This window comes from Myroides sp. LJL116 (assembly GCF_054871685.1).
On the sequence record NZ_JBTXLR010000015.1, the window covers coordinates 29,717 to 49,944 of the forward strand.

Below are 20,228 nucleotides of genomic sequence, written 5' to 3' on the forward strand. Positions count from 1 at the left end.
ATATAAGTAAATTTAACACATAAAAGGGAGTTATTTTCTAAACAACAGCAACCAAAGCACCAAAATTCACATCAAAAGCTTCTTTTAAGGCTATATTAGTTAAAACAACTTGCTTGGGTGTAGATAAAAAGCAAATTTACTTTGCTTTTTTATCCATCACCACACTTAGCATTTGTTTGATTTCTTGGAACATTGCCCTTGTATCTTCTGGTCCTAACTCCTCAGGTTTAAATTCACTAGTGGCAATACTACTTGCAAATTCCCATATCTCTAAAATATCACCAGCCTCAATGCTATAAGGGCGATAGAAACTATTATCCGAATGCAGCTCGAACACCTCTTGAGTCAAACGGTATACTCTTTTATACACTATACCATCTTGTCTGGTAATTAATACATAAGTTCTACCGTCTTTTACCTCTTGCAAGCTTTCTACATATCTACCAATTACAAAAGCTCCGCTTTGATGTGGAGGCATAGAGTCTCCTTCTATTGGAAAGGCTCTATACTTACCACTTCCTAAAAAAGGCATAGAAATCTGATCCAAACTCTGAATAAATTCAGGATCCGAATAACCATGGAGATATCCAGCTTGGGCTTTATGAGCAATAATCTCAATAAAGTTATTTTGATGGGCATCTACCATAATAGGAAGTAAAATTCGGTTATCCTCTAGCTTTAATAATTCTCCCATTGGTACTTTTCTCAAATCCACTGAGATCATTAAATCCACACTTACATGAAAATAACGACTAATGCGCAACAAGAGAGTCAAAGGAGGTTCTGAGGCTCCTTCTTCGTATTTGGCATATCGCCCACGAGTAATCCCTAAGCCTTCAGCTACTTTTTGCTGAGACTCAGCCCTTTGGGAACGTAAATATCTAATATTATCGGATAGTAATGACATTTTGCTATGATTTATATCAACAAATATACAAATATTAGATACAAATAATAGTAAGTTTGCTTAAAATATTTTTAACACCTCGATTACTATGCAAAGGGCGATTGTACATTTAGATTTAGATAGTTTTTTCGTGTCTTGTGAACGCTTACAAAACTCCTCCTTAAACGGTATACCTGTTATTATTGGGGCCGGAGACAGAGGAGTAGTTTCTAGCTGTTCCTATGAGGCTAGGTATTTTGGAGTAAGATCAGCTATGCCTTTAAAAATGGCTATGCGGCTTTGCCCTCAGGCTAAAGTTATAAAAGGAGATATGCAATTATACTCCAATTTATCCCATAGCGTTACGGATATTTTAACCCAACAGGCTCCCGTTGTAGAAAAAGCTAGCATTGATGAGTTTTATATGGATCTCACTGGTATGGATAAGTTCTTTAGTTTAAACCAATGGACCAAGGAGCTTACCTCCTTGGTACAAAAGCAGACAGGGTTACCTTTGAGTTATGCCTTATCGGTGAATAAAACAGTCTGTAAAATAGCCACTACCCAGGCCAAACCTCAAGGGTTCATTCACCTGGAAAAACATCAAGTACAACCTTTTTTAAATCCCTTATCTATCCGTCAGATTCCCAGTGTGGGCCCAATAACCTATGATACTTTAGCCCGTATAGGAATAAAGGATATACGCACTCTTTCTTTAATGCCCGTGGAAATTCTGCATCAAATTTTGGGAAAACCAGGTATAGATATATGGCAGAAGGCCAATGGTATTGATACCTCTATAGTAGAGCCTTATAAAGAGAAAAAAAGTATTTCCAATGAACATACCTTTGAAACAGACACCATAGATATCGCCCAAATAAAGGCCTTATTTATAGGTATGGTAGAGAAGTTAGCCTTTGAACTTAGAGATCAAAAATGGCTAACTAGTTCGGTTAGCGTAAAAATCCGCTACTCTAACTTTGACACACATACCAAACAAAGTAAAATTCCTTACACTAGTCAAGACCATACTCTAACTAGTATAGTATGGGAGTTGTTTGATCAATTGTACAACAGGAGGATGCGATTGCGACTAATTGGTATACAATTTAGCTCTTTGGTAAGGGGAACCTACCAAATGAATCTCTTTGAGAACACTCCTGAATTAGTGAATTTATACCAAACTATGGATAGTATTAAAAAAAGATTCGGTCCAAATGCCCTTGGTAGATGTTCTGGAGCTGTTCTAAAAAACAAGCACAAAACCAATTACTAACCCTTTTTTTATCGTCTGTTATGTTTATTAATTCACACACCTATTATAGTTTAAGATATGGAACCCTTAGCGTAGAGGAGTTAGTGGACTTAGCCCATAAAAATAGTCTTACAACCTTAGCCCTCACGGATATCAATAACACAACTGCTATGTATAGTTTTATACAAGAATGTCAAAAAAAGCAGATTAAGCCAGTTGTAGGGGTAGATTTTAGAAAAGATAATATCCCTTATTATATCCAATTGGCTAAAAATAAAAAGGGGTTAGCACAAATACATCAATTAATAAGTCAAGTTAATCAAAACAGGCTTTGTTTACCTACACAATGTAAGGGGTCTGACCACTATTATACGATTTATCCTATTTCTAACTTACCTAAAGAGCTACAAGAAAATCAATATATTGGAATAACCACCCAACAGGTTAATCTATTATATGATCCAAAGTATAAAAAATGGATAGATAAAATGGTAGTATTACAACCTATTACCATTCAAAGTAAAGAGCACCTAGAATTACATAAAATTCTAAGAGCAATTGATCAAAATATTCTACTAACTCAAATCTCCGATCAAAATACCGCCACGGAGCACCATCAGATACAAAGTATATCTTCTATAGAGAAAGCCTTTGAAAATTATCCTATTATACTTCAAAACACCAAAGATATATTACAAGATTGCGCCTTTACTTTTGATTGGAAAGTATCGCGCAATAAAAAACACTTTACCCAGGATAAAGCATCTGATTTTGCGCTCTTGACCAAGCTTGCTTTAAAGGGATTACAAGAAATCTATGGCCCTGATAACCAAAAAGCCCTAGAGCGCACCCACAGAGAACTTGAAGTAATTCAAAAGCTCGATTTTTGTGGTTATTTCTTAATCACATGGGATATTGTATGTTTTAGTAAATCCCAAGGTTTTATGCATATAGGTAGAGGAAGCGGGGCCAATAGTATTGTAGGATACCTTTTAGGGATAACCAATGTTTGTCCCTTAGAATTAGATTTGTATTTTGAGAGATTTTTAAATGAAAACAGAAATAGTCCTCCGGATTTTGATATAGATTGGTCTTGGGATCAAAGGGATGTTATCTTGAACTACATATTTAAGAAATATGGACAAGATCACGTTGCCTTTTGTGGGGCTATTTCCACCTTTAAATACCGCTCTAGCGTAAGAGAAATAGGAAAAGTATTGGGCTTAAACAAACAGGAACTTGACCAATTATCCAAAAAAAACACCTACACAAATACCAATTCCATAACGGATTTAGTACTCTATTATGCCACCATTTTACAAGGGTTTCCCAATCAAAGAACCATGCACGCTTGTGGAGTAATTATATCCCAAGAACCCTTATACAATGTTTGTGCCTTGGATTATCCCCCAAAGGGATTTGCAGTAATACAAATGGATATGCATACCGCATCGGATATAGGTTATGAGAAGTTTGACATACTCTCTCAAAGGGGAATTGGCCATATAAAAGAGGCTACAGAACTTGTTTTGCAAAACAAAAACATCTCTATTGATATACAAGATATTAGTCTTTCGAAAGATCATCCTTTATGTAATGCTGCCTTAGAAAAAGGCCATACCATTGGTTGCTTTTACATTGAGAGCCCAGCTATGAGGGGGCTTTTAAAAAAACTGCAATGCGATAATTACAAAACCCTTGTTGCAGCCTCCTCCATTATACGCCCTGGAGTGGCTAAAAGTGGTATGATGCAAGAGTATATCTTTCGACATAATAATCCTACTTGCTTTGAGTATTTCCATCCCGTATTTGAACAGCAATTAAAACAAACCTATGGTATTATGGTTTACCAAGAGGATGTTATAAAAATTGCTTTGCATTTTGCTGGTCTGCCTCCAAGTGATGGAGATTTGTTAAGAAGAGCTATGAGTGGTAAAACCAGATCCCTTGATGTATTACAACAGATTAAAAATCGCTTCTTTGATCACTGTATACAAAAGGGGCATTCTTTGGATCTTACCCAAAAAATATACCAGCAAATTGAATCCTTTGCGGGATATTCTTTTTGCAAGGCTCACTCAGCCTCCTATGCTATTGAAAGTTACCAAAGCCTGTATTTAAAGGTACATTACCCTTTGGAATTTATCACAGCTGTTATCAATAACCAAGGAGGTTTCTACCGTACAGAGGTTTATTTACACGAGGCTAAAATGGCGGGTGCCATTATTCATCCTCCTTGTATAAACACAAGCGATAGAAACTGTGTTTTAAAACAAAACGACCTTTATTTAGGCCTTGCATTTTTACAATCTATTAGTGAACAAACCATAGAAAACATTCTTTCTAGTAGAAATCTTTTTGGCGACTTCTTGGACTTGGAAGATTTTTTACAAAGAGTAGATATAGGCATAGAAACCATGCAAAACCTAATTTTTGTTGGTGCCTTTAAGTGCTTTAATGCCTCTAAGAGTGAACTGCTGATTCTTGGACGCTTGCTAATGCAAAAGCCAAAAAGAAACCTACAACCTACCCTACTTCAAAGTAGCCTACCTAGCTATGAGTTTCCAACCCTAAAGCGATCTATAACAGAGGATGCTTATGATGAGATAGAACTTTTAGGCTTTAGTGTGAGCTGCAGCGTATTTGACCTATTAAAAACAAGCTATAAAGGCGATTTTATGGCAGATGAATTGATTAATCAACAGGGAAAAGTAGTTAAAATGCTAGGCTACTTAATTTGCACTAAACACGTTCCTACCAACAAAGGAAGTATGTATTTTGGCACTTGGATTGACGCCCGTGGCCATTACTTTGACACTGTCCACTTTTCAGATTCCATCAGGGCCTACCCTTTTGTAGGACCTGGTTGTTACTTATTATTAGGCAAGGTACAACTTGCCTATGGCCAGGCTAGTTTGGAAATACAGAAAATGGCTCTGATGCCCTTTATAGACGATCCCAGATATGTACAAAACTCCGATCTAAGCAACAGAGCTATTAATAACTTAAAGCTCGATATATCCACCACCAATAGAGCTCCCTATCCAAGAGCCCATGAAATAAATTTACCTAGAACAAAGTTGTAATACTAAAAAAGGGTTCCATATACGGAACCCTTTTCTATATCTATTTCACCTGATATCACTTTTCTTTTTAGAAAAACTAAAAGACACAAAAAGTATTATTTAATTAAAATATCTTGTAAATCCGTTAACTGATCTAAGATATAATCTGGATTAGCCTCTAAAAGCTGTTCTTTGGTTTGCGCTCCAGTTAATACCCCAGCAACTAAACCACAATTGGCATTTTTACCCTCCATAATATCAATAGCTGAATCTCCAACTTTAAGTACTTGCTTACTATCGCTCACCCCAGCTTTTTGCATAGCTAAATGAATCATATCCCGATGTGGTCTACCATTTACTACATCACTTGCAGTAACAAGCCCATCAATATTCTTTCCTACTTCCCAGTTTAACTTATTAAGTAAAGTATTGGCTGTTTTACTGTCGTAACCTGTGTTTAAAACTACTTTAATACCATTTTCTCTTAGGGTAGAAAACAAAGTTTCTACGTTTTCAAAACCAAATACCTCTGTAGTATCATAAGCAGTTTCTAAACTTAATTTAAAGTCTTCGAAAATTTGCTTGCTCTTTTCTTGAGCTGTTTTACTATCGGCTATTTGCTCTAACGTATCATAAATAGCTTGTAGTTTTTCTTTTCCTGCACCATAGGCAAGTACTTGATCTAAGGTACACTCAAATCCATGTTTTAAAATAGCCTGTAAAAGGGTTTTATACACTAAATTATCTTCATTTACCGTAGTTCCAGCCATATCAAAAACAGCTAATTTAATCTCTTTCATTTCTTATTTATTAAATAGTATATTAATATTTTGTTTTGCAAAACCTGCACTTCCAGTCATTCCTTTCCCTCCAATTCCAGTAACAATATGAATGTGATCATCGATAGTATGCTGGAATATATCGCTGTTCTTACATTGAGAGTAAATACCATACCAAGATTGTTGTATTTGGTAAGAAGGTAAATCGAAAATCTTTTTAGCCTCTTGTATCATAAAGTCATTTATCTCTGCTTTAATATCAAAACCTAATTGATCAAAGTTTTTTGCATCGGCATATTCATGAGAATCTCCAATAATAATTGACCCATCTGTGGCTTGTTTAAACAAGATATGTACACCCCACTTTTTCTCAAAAGAATTAGGATCTTCTTGTGCTTTAATTTCAGCAAAAGAAGCACATTCGTGAAATGCCTCATATCTGCGTATAGATAATCCAGTTAAAATAGAACCTTTTAATTGGTACTGTTTTGGTTGAGCTACTGTACTTAACATTTGCAATTTAGTGATTTCTAAATCACTTTGATTAAATACCTCTGGGTATAGTGTTTTAAATTCTGACCCACAGCAAATAACTACTTTTTGCGCCTGTATCCTTTGCATAGAGCTAGTTAGAACACTTACTTTACCTTGAGAAATTGTCTCACAAATAAGAGCTTGGGTATTGTAGAATATATCTAAAAGATGTTCCTTAGTTAAATACTCATGTAACTTATGGATCATTTGCCTTGGTTCAACCGTTACTTCCTGTGGGAAGAAAAGTCCACTCTTCACATAATCTTCTCTTAAACCAGGGTAGCGTTTTAAACACTCTTGTTTACTTAATAAAACAGACTCATAATCGTTTGCTTTATTAATGTTATGAAGTTCCTGAATTAATTGTTGCTCCTTTTCGTCGGAAGCCAAATAAACAGACCCATTATTTCTAACGGAAATATCAAACTGACTTTGTATGTCTTTATAAATAGCTAAACTCTCTCTACCATAATTCTGCCATTTGCTATCCATACCTGAAGGAACTACTTGCCCAAAATTTCGCACTGTAGCACTAGTAGGCTTTTGGTCTTTTTCCAAAATAGCTACTTTCAATCCTTTTTTAGCAGCATGGTAAGCGTGAAAAGTTCCTAAAACTCCTGCGCCAATGACAATTAAATCGTATTGTTTGTTATTCATTTTTATCTTACTTTTTTGTCTAGTTATATTTTTTATATTTTCTTTTCTTTTTCTAGGCCGCTTGATTAATCAATACGGTTTTTCTTTGTATTTGTTTGCTAAAATACCATACTACCATAATGGCACTACTAATAATAATAACAGCAGATTGAAGGTTTAAGATAATAAAGAAATGCTTCCAACTTGTAGAGAAATCTGTTATTTCTTTTAAAAGTAAAACCATCACGCTTCCTAAATACCCAATGGAATCGGCTAAGTAGAATAAAAATCCTACATTTCCTTTAAAGTGTAAAAGTGCTACTAAGCGCTCAAATACAAGACAGTGAAATAGTATGTAAGGTAAGTACACTCCTATACCACTTACTACCATCCAAACTATTGGAGACATCAACTTATTTTGAAATAAAATCGTAGAACCAATCATTACAAGTGCGCTTATAACAGTTAGAGTCATACCAAAGTTAAAGGCCTTTTTATTTTTCTTAATCAACACACACATTGCTGCAATTACAAGAACGGTAACCGCCACAGGTATCTCCGTTAGAGTAATCAAACTTGGGGTACCAGAGTAGCCCAATTCTGCCCAAAACTCTACCACAAAATTATCTCTAAAGTCCCTAACTATGGTAAGTAACATATAGATAATTACAAGGCCTAAATATCCTAGTCCATTGGCTTTTAAAAATGCTCTTCTTTGCTCTTTAAACATAGGTAAGCGCTCACTTCTTGCCTCAATATCACTCTTACTAGGTCCTTTACTTTTATTTAATAAAGCTACGGAGAGCATAAACAAAGGGAAAAATAACAAAGCTGTAGCAAAAGGCATATTGTATTGGGTAATGCCGTAATCTTGCATTAAAATAAGTCCTACGGTCTTTACTAAGCCTGTAGAGAAGATAAAAGTTGCACTTAAAGCTGCTGCTAATAATTCGGTATTTCTTCTGCCTTCAATATAAGAGAAGACAATTCCAAAGATCATTCCTAAAGGTAATCCATTAAAGAAAAGAGCTATTACTTTATACTCTTGTGGCACAATAGCAAAAAGCCCAAGCATAAGTAGTCCAAAAGTAGTACAGCCAATAAGCCATAAAGCTCTTTTAGATTTAGGCATTTCTGAAATTACCTTAATACCTATAAACTTAGAGACCATATAACCTAATACTTGACTTATCACAAAAACAGTTTTCTGTTCTAACCCAAATTGCAGACCTTCTCCTAAGTACTGCCCTGCTAAAAAAGATTTTCTAATAGCGTACATTCCTGTATAACATAGAAAAACAGAGATAACAATTATAAAGGTATTTAATTTCCCACTTGAGGAATGTTTTTTAGATACAGCTTCCATTTGGTTGAATTTTGTTCTAGCAAACATAGCCTTGTAAGGTAGTAAAGGCATTACCTTACTGTTAACGATAGGTTAACGATGTTAAAATAATTATAAAATTAAAATACTATTAATAGTTGCAAACCAACACTTTACATTTTTAATAAGTTAAGTTAATGTTGCTTAAATGTAAAAACAATAAGAAATAGAGATTTTAGCAATTATACCTTAAACTACTGAGAAGCAAAAACCTAATACTACAAGGGTATTTATTGCATTATAAAGGATAAAAAAAGGATTATACATTAATGATATATAATGTATAATCCTCAAATTTCTTTTAAGTTTTCTTCCGATGTGCTTTTAAGTAAAGCGTACTAGCTATCAAAATATACTTTTATAGAAAAGTATATTATAAGCCATGCTTTATTCCCTTATTTATCTGATAGCTTATATTGAATTGGAATCTAATTCTAGCATTTCTTTTGCTTTAAAAAAAGTTTTATGAGATCCCCTTGATATTATTTTTCCTTGTGGAGAAATAAAAACAAAATAAGGAAGACTTGCAAAGGGATAATCCTCTAACATTTGTTTATTCGCCTCTACCTTTTCCACTTCTAACCAAGGGTGGGCAAGCATACTTTTTAAAATAGGCTTTACGCTCATACCATAGCTTTTAGCATTCTCATTAGTTTGATCATATAACTGTTCTATCTCCAAGATATTATCTGTAATTCCAATAACACTTACTTTATCCTTATATTGATTTTGAAACTGTACAATATCATTTTCCCTTTGAAAAGACCCTGGACAAACTCCCCAATGATAAAGCAAAACATAAGTTCCTTTAAAATCCTTTAAGCTCACCTTACTACCATCTAAAGCAGTTAACTCAAAATCGGGAGCATCTGCTCCAGGCTGTAATCTACCTAGTATATCTAATTCCTTTTTCAAAGCCTTTCCAAAGTGACTTTCTCTAGCCTTATCGTCCATTTTTTGGTATCTAGCAAGGCTTAAAGCGTACACCTGCTAAAGTTTCTACTATAGTAATATCTGAAGAAGGGAAGGAATTATAAAAATTCTGGTATAAAGAATCTAATTGCTCATAGGCCTTTTCATTAACTGTATAAAAAGACTCTATTTCTAATGAATACTCTTTGCTGGCTTTTGTGTCATTACCATTATCAGCTAGTGAACGCAACCTATAGAGCTCTCCTATTTTAGAAGACAGGGAATTATCCAAATTTAACGCCTCTTGTAATAATTCATTGTCATATACCCCTCCTTCAATCTTTGGGTAATAGATCTGCTGGGTATTACCAGTTAGTAGGACTTCTTGATCTTTAATTAAAAATTCAGCGCCTATACGGTCTAACTCCACTTCCTGCCCTGAAACAGGTTTATAACTCATTAAGTAAAGGCTTTCATTTGCATGCTCGCCTTCATAATAAAACTCATTGGGCTTTTCAACTATCACCTCAAAGGCAAAAGAGGTTTGATAACCAGGTTGAGTAACCTTCTCAAAGTAAAGTGTATCTCCAGGGGTTAAACCTTGGATTTGCCCTTTAATTTTAAAAGACATCGCGCTTGCTCCTAAAAGGTTCAAACTAAAAAACAATAACAAAAAAACATACTTCATAAATAACAATATATACTTGAGCTACTCAAATAGTTCTACTACCTATCTTGAAAAGCTTAACGCTAGTTTCCAACTTACTGCTAAAAGGGTTTAAACAACTATGAGTTCCTATTAAATAAAGGCAAAAAACCAATGTTTAAGTTCACTAATAAAAAACAAAATACTCAAAAGAATACCCTATATAAAAAGTTCTCTTCTCTCTTTAAAGGTATCCCTAAACATATATGAATACGGCTATATACTTTGCTATAAACTACCTACGCAGGAGTAACATTTCTCTAAGAAGTCATTGAAGTTATCTGCTACCTTAACAAAGTTAGTTTTTAAAATAGCATTGTGCACTTGCTTTCCTTCTGGGGTTGAACTACTAATAAAACTATTTTGATCTATATGGTATTGTTTGTATACCTCAGCTAACTGTTTTTGTTTCACAGATCCTGGGAAATCACTAGGTCCATTAACATGATTGAAATAGTAGTAAACACAACCATAATCTTGCTTATCTAAAGAAATACAAACCATATCTAAGGTATTCCTTCCATTGCAATTAGCAATAGAAATCATTTGATCTGGCATCACATCAAAGTATGATCTTAAATATCTATTGCTTGCCATTAACTCAAATAAATCCCATTGTTCCACTTTACTTTGATCCATTTTATCGTTTAACCAAACTGCGCTAAAACTATATAAAACTGGACAAACGGTTTCTGAGCTACCTTCTTGCTTTAAAAGAGTAGAGTCAAATCGAATTTGCTTAAAATTTTGTAAACTATCTCCACAATCGATAATTCCTGGAGATACAAAACCTCCATTGTTTTTCAAAAGGAACTCTTGGTAATCCTTAGGCAGTTCATTAAATCCAAACATTTGCTTTAAAATACTCATTTGCTCATCCAGTAGATCCTGAGTCAAATTTGGAAAAGAATAAATTAGTTTCATGTGTATCAAATTGTATTATATTCTACAAGGTACACTTTTTTTACCACGTATTTCTAACAAAAACACCACTAAATATAACATTTACCAATAAATACCCTACTCTAGAATCCTTGGTAAGTCTCTATAAATCTACTTACTAGACTAAAAACAGACCTCCACTTGCCTATGGGGTACAAATTACCTATGTTATTTTATTATATTTTTTTTAATTAAACTAAAAACCACCATATTAAAAAGTATAATTTTTACTAAATTGTAATATATAAAACAACAAAACAACATACATTTCATTTTAAATTTATTTTATTTTTCGTCTTCGTATTAGACTGCTTTATCTCCTTTGGGAGATTAAAGCAGTCTTTTTTTCCACTATACTACAAGAGTATGGAGGAATTCACTTAGAATAAGTAACTTTAAAAGTACTTCCCTGCCCAATATTGTGCTGCAATAAACCCTCAAAATAACCAATAGCCTCTAATTTTAAGCCTTTTCAATAGCAAAATGTCTAAAACAGACACCATACAAATTAGCCTAACAAAAGACAATACCTAATAAAAAACAATATTATCAACACAAAACACACAACATTATTAACAATAATACACATAATACATTCTTAATACATAATAAGTACTAATACATCAAATACCTAAATATACTATATTATTCAAGTTTTGTACTACTTAAAAACCTCCTTAAAACATACATTTACCCCTACAAAACACTAACAACACTAACAAAACCAATGGTTTGTATTTATTTTTATTTTTTTTCACACCTATATAATTACAAACAAAGATTAGTGTATATTTGTAGCGAAAAGTGACATTATAAACATACCCTTTTTTTAGACACTTTTCCTACCTTCAACAAAACATTTATAACCATTGTTTATATGCAAAAGAAACAATTACTTTTTAGCGTCCTTTTCATTATAGGACTTTTATTTTTACAATCTTGTACAAAAGTTAAGGACTCTGCTCAGCATTCGAAGAGCTCTACCTATAGTGTAGTAGCAACAGATAGTAGAGGTAAACAAGTAACCTTAGATACTATCGCCACCAAAGTAGCTGTTCTTTTCACTCCAATTGTAGAGGAAATATATATGCTTGGTGCCCAAGACCAATTAATTGCCATTACGCAAGAGGTTTATTTACAACAAGACACCTATGATTTCTTATCTACTTTAGACCCTCGTATTAAAAACAAACAAATTAGCGCACCTACTTTTAATGGTAGAGCTATTTCAATGGAGAATATAATTGCTTTAGAACCAGATTTAGTTATTCTTTTAGAGCAAGAAAACGACACAAGTGAACAGTTAGAATCACTAGGATATAAGGTTTTCACAGTAGATGGTAGCCAACCATTAGGTATTGTGGAAGAGTTTTTAGGTATTGCTACTTTAATGGGGAAAGACAAAAGAGCTAAAGAACTTATTGACTACTATACTGCGGAATCTAATAAATTAAAACAGCGTGCAGAAAGTGTACAAGAAAAGAAATCCATTTACTACTCTTGGAGTAAAGGAAGAATTCTATCCACTTCGGGAAAAGGATCTTTAATGGACTTTGTAATTACCAGCTCTGGAGCCCTTAATGCTTGTCCTTTAGATATTGATGCGCCAAACCTAAGCCCAGAAACACTTTACTTATGGAATCCTGACTTAATGGTATTGTGGAATACGCCCCAAAAAGATGTATATGATCTAAAAGAATTGGCAGCATTACCTGCTGTGGTGAACAAACAAGTTTATGAGTTAACTCCTACTTTTAACTTCAACCCACATACTTTAAAGATTTTACTATTCTCCAAACAACTACAATCTTGGGCGTACCCTCAAATCTATAGCCCAGAAGAATTTGAAAAAGAATTAAAACAAGACTTAGATTTTTTCTACGGTCTTTCCAAATAAACATAGCTCGTAGCGTATCACCTATATTTAATAACTTATAAAAGATGAGAACATCTATTTTTCAAACCCTTAGTGTTTTAGCACTTTTATTGTGCACCCTAACAGGGTTCTCTCAAGCTACTTACCAAATCAAAGGAAGTATTTTAGACCAACAAGGTCAAGGAGTGGCCTATTGTGATGTTATTGTACAAAATAGCCAAATCCTAACTACCGATAATAAAGGAGAGTTCAAATCTTCACAAAGTTTTGCCTTACCTATTTCCGTACAAATAACGGCTATGGGATACAAAACCAAATATGTCGTACTAGACCAAAAAGATATAAGCAAACTGGATAACTTACGCATCACACTAGAGCAAGACCAAACCCAGTTAGAGGAAGTATTAGTTACTATCCGAAGAGATAATTCCTACCTTACTAACTCGGCGGTTTTAGGCGGTAAATTTAGTGGTACCATTAAAGATATTCCTCAGAGTATTTCTTTAGTATCGGCCGAGTTAATGGAAGATAAACAAGCCTTTCAATTAACCGATGTTATTTCAGATTTAGCTGGAGTTACCCAAGCTTCTTCTTATGATGAGTTTGTAATTAGGGGGTTCAAAAGTGGTTATGACACTGGATACCGTCTAATTAATGGTATGCGCTCAGCTTATGGCTTTGGAGAAAGCTACTACCGTTCTCCTATGATTTTAAACCTAGAGAGTATTGAAGTATTAAAAGGACCAACTGCCTCTTTATTTGGGGATATTGCCCCAGGTGGAACTATTAATATGATTACTAAAAAACCTTTAGACGAGTTCAAAGGAAACATACAACTTGCAGCTGGAAGTTTTCAAACCCTTAGAACTACCTTAGATTTAGGTGGACCTTTAGAGAAAAATAAAAAAATGCTTTATAGGTTAAACACTGGATATGAAACTTCTCAAACTTTCAGAGATATAAACAATAGAACCAATTTCTTATTTGCTCCATCGTTCTTACTTAAACCAGTAGAAGGAACAGATATTTCTATTGACTTAGTATTTGATAATTTCAAAGGGTATTTAGACAGGGGAATGAGTATTTTAGGTGGAGATTTATATGCATTACCTAGATCGTTCTCTTTAAGCCAACCATCTGATTTTTTCAACACTACTACCATTACAGCTAGTATTGGTTTAAAGCAAAAGATAACTCCTAATTTGGTATGGAATACCAACTATACCCAAAGTAGTTATAAAGAGGATTTAAACGAACACCGTACCTTAAATAGCTTTGCAAACCCACCGGAGAACACTATAGTGAATTTGCGCTTTTTTGACCGTCATGGAAAAGAGTACACCTCCAATGTAGTGTCTTATGTAAAATGGGATATCTATGAGGACAATATTCAAAACCATTTAGTTGTTGGAGTAGACTACGCTCAGTACAACGTAGATAAAAACAGTTACCAAAGAGAAGCAAGAAGTAAAATGGTAGATGGAAAAATAGTTCCATTAACCTATGATCTAAACAAGCCTTCCTACGGAGCTGTTAACTTAAATGACTATATCTGGCGCCCAAATACACAGTACCCTTTTATGAGCCCTTACCATACAACAGGGGTATATTTTCAAGACCAATTAAACCTTTTTGAGCGCTTTAAAATGGTAGTTGGTTTACGCTATGAAAATCACAGATCCAAAAGCACCGATATCACCAAGGATTATACTGCTACTCAAAATGTACTTTTACCTCGTGTAGGATTAACCTACGTAATTAGTCCATCGATTAATTATTTTGCTAGTTATTCTCAAGGATATGTACCTGTTTCGGCGGATTTCATTGTAAACCACAAAGCATATGGTTCGGATAAACCATTTAAATCAGAAAGCAGCTACCAAATCGAAACCGGAGTAAAAGCGGCCTTTTTAAAAGACCAATTACAAGTGGATTTATCTTTATTCCATATAGAAAGAGATCAAATGCTTATGCAAACTGGTATTGTAGGCCCTGAAGGACTACCTTATTACCGACAAGCTGGTAAGGTCAGCTCTCAAGGAGTAGAGGTAGACATTAGAGGACAATTCACAAAAGAATTGCAAATCATGGCTAATTACACTTATAACAAAACGAAAATAAAAAACTCTTCCGACCCTTCAGAGGACAGCCAGTTACTAGCTGGAGCACCTAAAAACTCTGCTAGTTTGTGGGTAAAATACGTTTTATCCCATTCTGCCTTAAAAGGACTAGGTGTTGGTGCAGGAGTTTATTATGTAGACAAAAGAAGGTTAAATGACAGTTTTGAAAAAGATGCCCAAGGACAAACTGTTTGGGGATATTTACCAAGTTACACCACAGCTAATGCAGCAGTTTATTATCATATAGACAAGGTAAAAGTAGCCGTGAATGTAAACAACATCTTTGATAAATATTACTTCTTAGGAGGTTTTGACTACACAAGAGTATTTGCAGGAGCACCTAGAAACATTATGGGAAGTATTAGCTTTACTTTCTAAAACAACCTTGAAAAAAGTAAGCATGACCAATTCTTTGGTCCAAACACAAAACTTGGGGAGCAAAAGGGAACTATAAATACCTTTGTGTTATGATAGACAGCAAAAAATTACTAAAACTAATCCTACCAGAGTACTTGGTATAGCATTTCAATAAAACTAAAGTAGAAGAGTTTAATAGTCGTTTAGATATTTACTTTGAATAGGGGAACGATTATGGAAATCAACTTGCCGATCGACAATTGATACTTAAGGGCTCCTACCCTATGGCTGTCATCGAAGATTTTGCTTTAAGAAGTAAATCAGTAAAGCTACATGTACAACATAGTCGTTAGATAAATAAAAATACAGAAGAAATTATCTCACACTATTGAAATATAATTACACAAGAAACACGAATGACTCAAGAGTTTTCGTAGATCTTTAAAAAATTAGCCGATACTAAACTACTAAGCCATAAGGCTATTGGTGAGTTACTTGGTGTAGATGGAAGGAAATTTTAACACCAAAACAAAACTAGTGACTTTAAAGACTGGGATCAGAGCTCTCACGCCAAAGAACAGCTTATTTTCCATAAAAAATTAACCTCAAAGCTATCCATAGATGAAATCTCTTAGTTTTTAAATACTATCCTGTATATTTTGATTTAAAAGTACTCAAAGAAACCCTTTGTAGTATACAGGCTTTATCTGCTAATGAATACGTTTTACTACTTATAATGAACAATAGTAGACATGTATCAATAAATAATTCAGTTTTTATAAGTACATGTTTACTTGAAGCTTTGATATTATCTATCTAAATAAGTTATTGTTTGAGATGTTTTTGTTTGAAATAAGGTATTACTACTCAATAAGCAAAATATTTAATTAACTGAAGATGATTTTTGTCACAAATATTCATTAAATTTGTGACATATATATATGTTTTTTCATGAGTGAATCTATTAGTAATCAAATAATAGGGAAGATTTCTAAATCTAAGCGTGGTAAAATTTTTTTCGCTAATGATTTTGTTAAATATGGCACATCTGAAAATATTCGCCAAATACTTTCGCGTTTAGAAAAAGAAAAACTTATTGAACGGATAGCTCAAGGTATTTATATAAAACCTAAGCAAGATTCTTTATTAGGAACAATTTATCCAGCTATAGAGGAAATTGCAAATGAGATTGCAAAAAGAGATAAGGTGCGTATAGCACCAACTGGAGTATTAGCATTGTACCTATTGGGACTAACAACTCAAATACCATTAAAAACTGTTTATTTGACTGACGGGTCTCAAAGAGAAATTAAGGTTGGAAATAGGAAGATTAATTTTAAAAGGACTGTCCCTAAAAATCTTATGATAAAAGATAATCTATTACATTTAGTAGTGCAGGCTTTTAAAGAAAAAGGGCAAAAAGAAATTACAGATTCTTTTTTAAATACTATCAAATTAGCTATTGATAAAATAGATCAGCAGGTGATAGAATCTCAATTAAAATTTGCTTCGGTTTGGATTCAAAATGAAATAAAAAAACTTTATTATAAACAGGAGTATATGGATTAATTTATCAGAACAACAAAGAGTTGCTGTACTAAAACAAGCTGAAGCTGTTTATGGATTACCAGCTTTTGTAATAGAGAAAGATTGGTGGGTTTGTATTCTTTTAAAGGCAATATTTCAATCTAAATATGCAGGTTTTATTATATTTAAAGGAGGAACCTCCCTGAGTAAAGCTTATAGTTTAATACAACGTTTTTCAGAAGATATTGATTTGATTGTTGACAGACATTTGGTGAGCTTGATTCTAAAACACAAATTAAAAAACTTAGAAAGGCTTCTGGAGGATTTATTATTAATGAATTTAGAGAAGAGTTAATACATCAATTAACAAAGTTGGGAGTAGATCCGAGTTTATATGAAATTAAGTATAACGACCATGTTGACGATACAAGTGATCCTAATACTCTAGAGGTTTATTATCAATCAAGTGTCCCTGCTACTAATGCATATATTGAGCAGCGTGTTTTACTTGAAATGGGGGCTAGATCGCTAACTGAACCATCTGAGTCAAAACCTATTATTTCATATATTGATTCGGGATTTTCAAAATCGCCTTTTGCTTTACCAGCATTTAATGTAGAAGTAGTTGTTCCTACTCGTACTTTAATTGAGAAAGTATTGTTATTGCACGAAGAATTCTCAAAGGCAATTGAAAATATTAGGACTGATCGACTAACTAGACATTTTTACGATTTAGACAAAATTATGGCTTCATAATTCGGTGAACAAGCAGTAGTTGATGATGATTTGTTTATTAGTATTGTTGATCATCGACAAAAAGTAACGCCTTTAAGAGGGATAGATTATTCGAATCATAAAAAAGGTAAATTGAGTATTTTACCTCCAGAGGAAGTATCTGGTAAATGGGAAGAAGACTATAAAACGATGCAAGAGCACATGATTATTGGTGATAGCTTAAATTGGACTGATTTACTTAATCGTTTAAAGGAGATCGAAAATAAATTTAATAAGATTTAAAAGGGCGGCTATTTTATGTTGTCACAAAAGCCTAAAAGTCGCTATTTATCTAATAGAAGAGGGCATCTCATTCACTCTCTATCATCTTTAAAATATCCCCGTTTCTATAAAACATCCATTCACCAATCTTCTTAAAAGGCATGGTACCATTTATTCTCATATTTTGCAAAGTATCAGGAGAAATACCAAGAAGCTTTCTTACCTCATAACTTTTGATCCATTATTTTGTTTCTTGATCTTTCTATTAGAAGGACTTTACCTTCTAATCTAGGTAGTAATCTCTTGTTTAAAAATCTCAAAAACTTCTTTAGTAATAAGTTCTACTTGCATAATAAATAGTATTTAGAGTTAGTTTTAATTTGTTGTAAGTTACTACAAGCTTAGTTGTAACCCTAAATAACAATTTGTTTGCGCTAGTTTAGCTCTGTTGTCAATGGGAAGTTTAATCTGACTCTTCAAAGTTGTACTTGTGATTTTCCTGAATAAGACTTCTTTCTCTTAGGTTCCCATATCTTCGCCCAGTTTATGTTTTAATAGATGCATGCCCAAGCATCTTACTCACTGACTCAATTGAGACACCATTATTTAGTGTGATGGTTGCAGCAACAGTCTTTGTAGAAGGTGAATTGATTTAATCAAAAAAAAGCACTCTAAATGGAGTGCTTTTTTTTGATTATTTTATACAGTAAGGCACAATAATGCCAATATTTTAGTCTTACATTCTTATAAAAACAGCTCCTTATCTTTAGCTTTTAAGCTAAAAAAGACTGTCATGTATTCAAGAAAAGTAAAAGATTCTAGCTAAAAAACTAAACTCCTTTTTATATTATAAGATAATTTAAAACAATAAAATTGTTATCCAATTACCTTTAAAAATTCCATTAATAGGCTTCTAATAAATCCAAAGATTCATGTAACTCTGGTTTTCCTTTTACATAGGAGCTAACCCAGCGTCCTAATTGTTCTACATCATAAGGTAATAAATTCTTTAAAGCTTTGTCTAATTCTTTGTAGAATAAGGTTGGATCAAAGCTAACATTCACTAAAACTGTCTTTGCAAAATCAAACATAAAACGTGTTCTCATAGCTGTGTTTTTAATATTTTACTGTAGTAAACATAAGCAATAAAAAACACAATCCCACATAAAAATATATTTTTAATACTTTATTAAGAATTAATTTCTATATCCTCCCTTTTCTAACACAGACCTAACATTGGGTAAACATTAGGGTGATTTTACCCATTGTTTGTTATTAGTCCAGCTAAGGGGGTTGCATTTTTTAAAAAGGTCTCGTACACCTTTGTAGTATCCAAAACTACTTGAAATAAAAACAATAAAAACAAAGCACTAAAACCTACCAATACATCAAAATAAGTTGTATTTTGTCTTGGCCTTTATAGGCTACACAAAACCACCAACTATATACACTAAAATTATAATACCATAGTTCACAATGCTAAAAAACATCAACTGGGCAAGAGTAGGAATAGTAATTTGTACTATTATCTTTTTAATAACTGCAGTGACTTTTGAAATATTTGAATTAGGAAGTTTACCTGCTCAATTCTTTGGGACTTTACTTGGAGTAGTAATCACAGCTATTATTACTGTATTACTCTTACAAGGGCAAACCAAAAGTGAACTATTTAGAGAAAGAAACTTAAGGGTATTTATAAAAAAACAAAAAGTGTTCTTTCAATTCTTAACCCAGTTAAATATAATACTACAAAAAGAAAACTTACAAGTTGGCTTAAGTCATAATAAATCCATAGAAAGAGAAGTAGTGAACCTACAAGACCTCTTATTTGAATTTGGTTATCTACAAATGCATACTTCCTATGAAACCTATGATCAAATCCTGGATTATGTAGGTAACCTTTTAGAGCATAGTAAAAACTTAAAGTGTCTTACTCACCGCAATGAAAAAGACCTAGAGTTATACTATGATAATATAAGTGAGGATTTTTTCCAAATTGTTTCTTTATTAAAGAGTGAACTATATTCTCAAGCACCTACTACTATTGATAAAGAGAAATTAAACCGCATTATCAATCTATCCTTCTATGTAAGAGATCAAGAGAAATGCTAGTTGCAATACCCTAGCTAACCCTTAAAAATTAAAAAGTACAACGCAGCGTTCTAAAAGAAAAGAATCCTCCCCCTATGTAAAGCAGGCGCTTTATACATAGTTATTCTCTATCCTTGTAACCAATTATCGTGTACACTACCA

17 protein-coding genes and 1 pseudogene are annotated in these 20,228 nt (G+C 33.3%); 9 read left to right on the forward strand and 9 right to left on the reverse strand.

Annotated features, from left to right (window positions below; translation table 11 throughout):
• Positions 1-136 precede the first annotated feature (136 nt).
• Positions 137-907 (reverse strand): XRE family transcriptional regulator, encoded by a 771-nt coding sequence (locus ACYSNM_RS10990; protein WP_461756954.1) that lies wholly within the window; start codon positions 905-907, stop codon positions 137-139.
• Positions 908-995: 88 nt separating this feature from the next.
• Between ACYSNM_RS10990 and dinB the strand changes: the two genes are divergently transcribed.
• The gene (gene dinB, locus ACYSNM_RS10995; RefSeq protein WP_461756955.1) at positions 996-2,162 is read left to right on the forward strand and encodes a DNA polymerase IV; all 1,167 of its coding nucleotides are present in this window, start codon (positions 996-998) and stop codon (positions 2,160-2,162) included.
• Positions 2,163-2,182: 20 nt separating this feature from the next.
• Positions 2,183-5,227, forward strand: a complete 3,045-nt coding sequence (locus ACYSNM_RS11000) for a DNA polymerase III subunit alpha (protein ID WP_461756956.1) — start codon at positions 2,183-2,185, stop codon at positions 5,225-5,227.
• A gap of 95 nt (positions 5,228-5,322) precedes the next feature.
• Here ACYSNM_RS11000 and ACYSNM_RS11005 read toward each other — a convergent pair whose 3' ends face one another.
• From ACYSNM_RS11005 to ACYSNM_RS11030, 6 genes are all read right to left on the reverse strand, one after another.
• A complete protein-coding gene (locus ACYSNM_RS11005) occupies positions 5,323-6,006 on the reverse strand; it encodes a phosphonatase-like hydrolase (protein WP_461756957.1) in 684 nt (227 codons plus the stop codon).
• A 3-nt stretch (positions 6,007-6,009) separates the two neighbouring features.
• Entirely contained in the window at positions 6,010-7,176 is a 1,167-nt protein-coding gene (locus ACYSNM_RS11010; RefSeq protein ID WP_461756958.1) for a TIGR03364 family FAD-dependent oxidoreductase, read from the reverse strand.
• A 52-nt stretch (positions 7,177-7,228) separates the two neighbouring features.
• A complete protein-coding gene (locus tag ACYSNM_RS11015) occupies positions 7,229-8,572 on the reverse strand; it encodes a DUF5690 family protein (RefSeq protein WP_461756959.1) in 1,344 nt (447 codons plus the stop codon).
• 378 nt (positions 8,573-8,950) lie between these two features.
• On the reverse strand, positions 8,951-9,493 hold the full coding sequence (locus ACYSNM_RS11020; protein WP_461756960.1) for a TlpA family protein disulfide reductase: 543 nt from the start codon (positions 9,491-9,493) through the stop codon (positions 8,951-8,953).
• A gap of 10 nt (positions 9,494-9,503) precedes the next feature.
• Positions 9,504-10,139 (reverse strand): hypothetical protein, encoded by a 636-nt coding sequence (locus tag ACYSNM_RS11025; protein WP_461756961.1) that lies wholly within the window; start codon positions 10,137-10,139, stop codon positions 9,504-9,506.
• 246 nt (positions 10,140-10,385) lie between these two features.
• Complete coding sequence (locus ACYSNM_RS11030) at positions 10,386-11,081, reverse strand: SMI1/KNR4 family protein (protein ID WP_461756962.1); 696 nt, start codon at positions 11,079-11,081, stop codon at positions 10,386-10,388.
• An 895-nt stretch (positions 11,082-11,976) separates the two neighbouring features.
• On the opposite strand from ACYSNM_RS11030, the gene ACYSNM_RS11035 reads away from it, so the two are divergent.
• From ACYSNM_RS11035 to ACYSNM_RS11060, 6 genes are all read left to right on the forward strand, one after another.
• Positions 11,977-12,996 (forward strand): ABC transporter substrate-binding protein, encoded by a 1,020-nt coding sequence (locus ACYSNM_RS11035; RefSeq protein ID WP_461756963.1) that lies wholly within the window; start codon positions 11,977-11,979, stop codon positions 12,994-12,996.
• A gap of 44 nt (positions 12,997-13,040) precedes the next feature.
• Positions 13,041-15,473: a TonB-dependent siderophore receptor gene (locus ACYSNM_RS11040; RefSeq protein ID WP_461756964.1), complete on the forward strand. Its 2,433-nt coding sequence runs from the start codon at positions 13,041-13,043 to the stop codon at positions 15,471-15,473.
• Between the two features lie 930 nt (positions 15,474-16,403).
• Positions 16,404-17,021, forward strand: a complete 618-nt coding sequence (locus ACYSNM_RS11045) for a DUF6088 family protein (RefSeq protein ID WP_461756965.1) — start codon at positions 16,404-16,406, stop codon at positions 17,019-17,021.
• Between the two features lie 139 nt (positions 17,022-17,160).
• Positions 17,161-17,334: a nucleotidyl transferase AbiEii/AbiGii toxin family protein gene (locus ACYSNM_RS11050; protein WP_461756980.1), complete on the forward strand. Its 174-nt coding sequence runs from the start codon at positions 17,161-17,163 to the stop codon at positions 17,332-17,334.
• A 17-nt stretch (positions 17,335-17,351) separates the two neighbouring features.
• Positions 17,352-17,735, forward strand: a complete 384-nt coding sequence (locus tag ACYSNM_RS11055; protein ID WP_461756966.1) for a nucleotidyl transferase AbiEii/AbiGii toxin family protein — start codon at positions 17,352-17,354, stop codon at positions 17,733-17,735.
• A 30-nt stretch (positions 17,736-17,765) separates the two neighbouring features.
• The gene (locus ACYSNM_RS11060) at positions 17,766-17,996 is read left to right on the forward strand and encodes a hypothetical protein (RefSeq protein ID WP_461756967.1); all 231 of its coding nucleotides are present in this window, start codon (positions 17,766-17,768) and stop codon (positions 17,994-17,996) included.
• A 67-nt stretch (positions 17,997-18,063) separates the two neighbouring features.
• Here the strand turns inward: ACYSNM_RS11060 and ACYSNM_RS11065 are convergent.
• Positions 18,064-18,263 (reverse strand): annotated as a pseudogene (locus tag ACYSNM_RS11065) (helix-turn-helix domain-containing protein).
• Between the two features lie 614 nt (positions 18,264-18,877).
• Positions 18,878-19,081: a hypothetical protein gene (locus ACYSNM_RS11070; RefSeq protein ID WP_461755015.1), complete on the reverse strand. Its 204-nt coding sequence runs from the start codon at positions 19,079-19,081 to the stop codon at positions 18,878-18,880.
• 370 nt (positions 19,082-19,451) lie between these two features.
• On the opposite strand from ACYSNM_RS11070, the gene ACYSNM_RS11075 reads away from it, so the two are divergent.
• Positions 19,452-20,087 (forward strand): hypothetical protein, encoded by a 636-nt coding sequence (locus tag ACYSNM_RS11075; RefSeq protein WP_461756968.1) that lies wholly within the window; start codon positions 19,452-19,454, stop codon positions 20,085-20,087.
• Positions 20,088-20,228 lie beyond the last annotated feature (141 nt).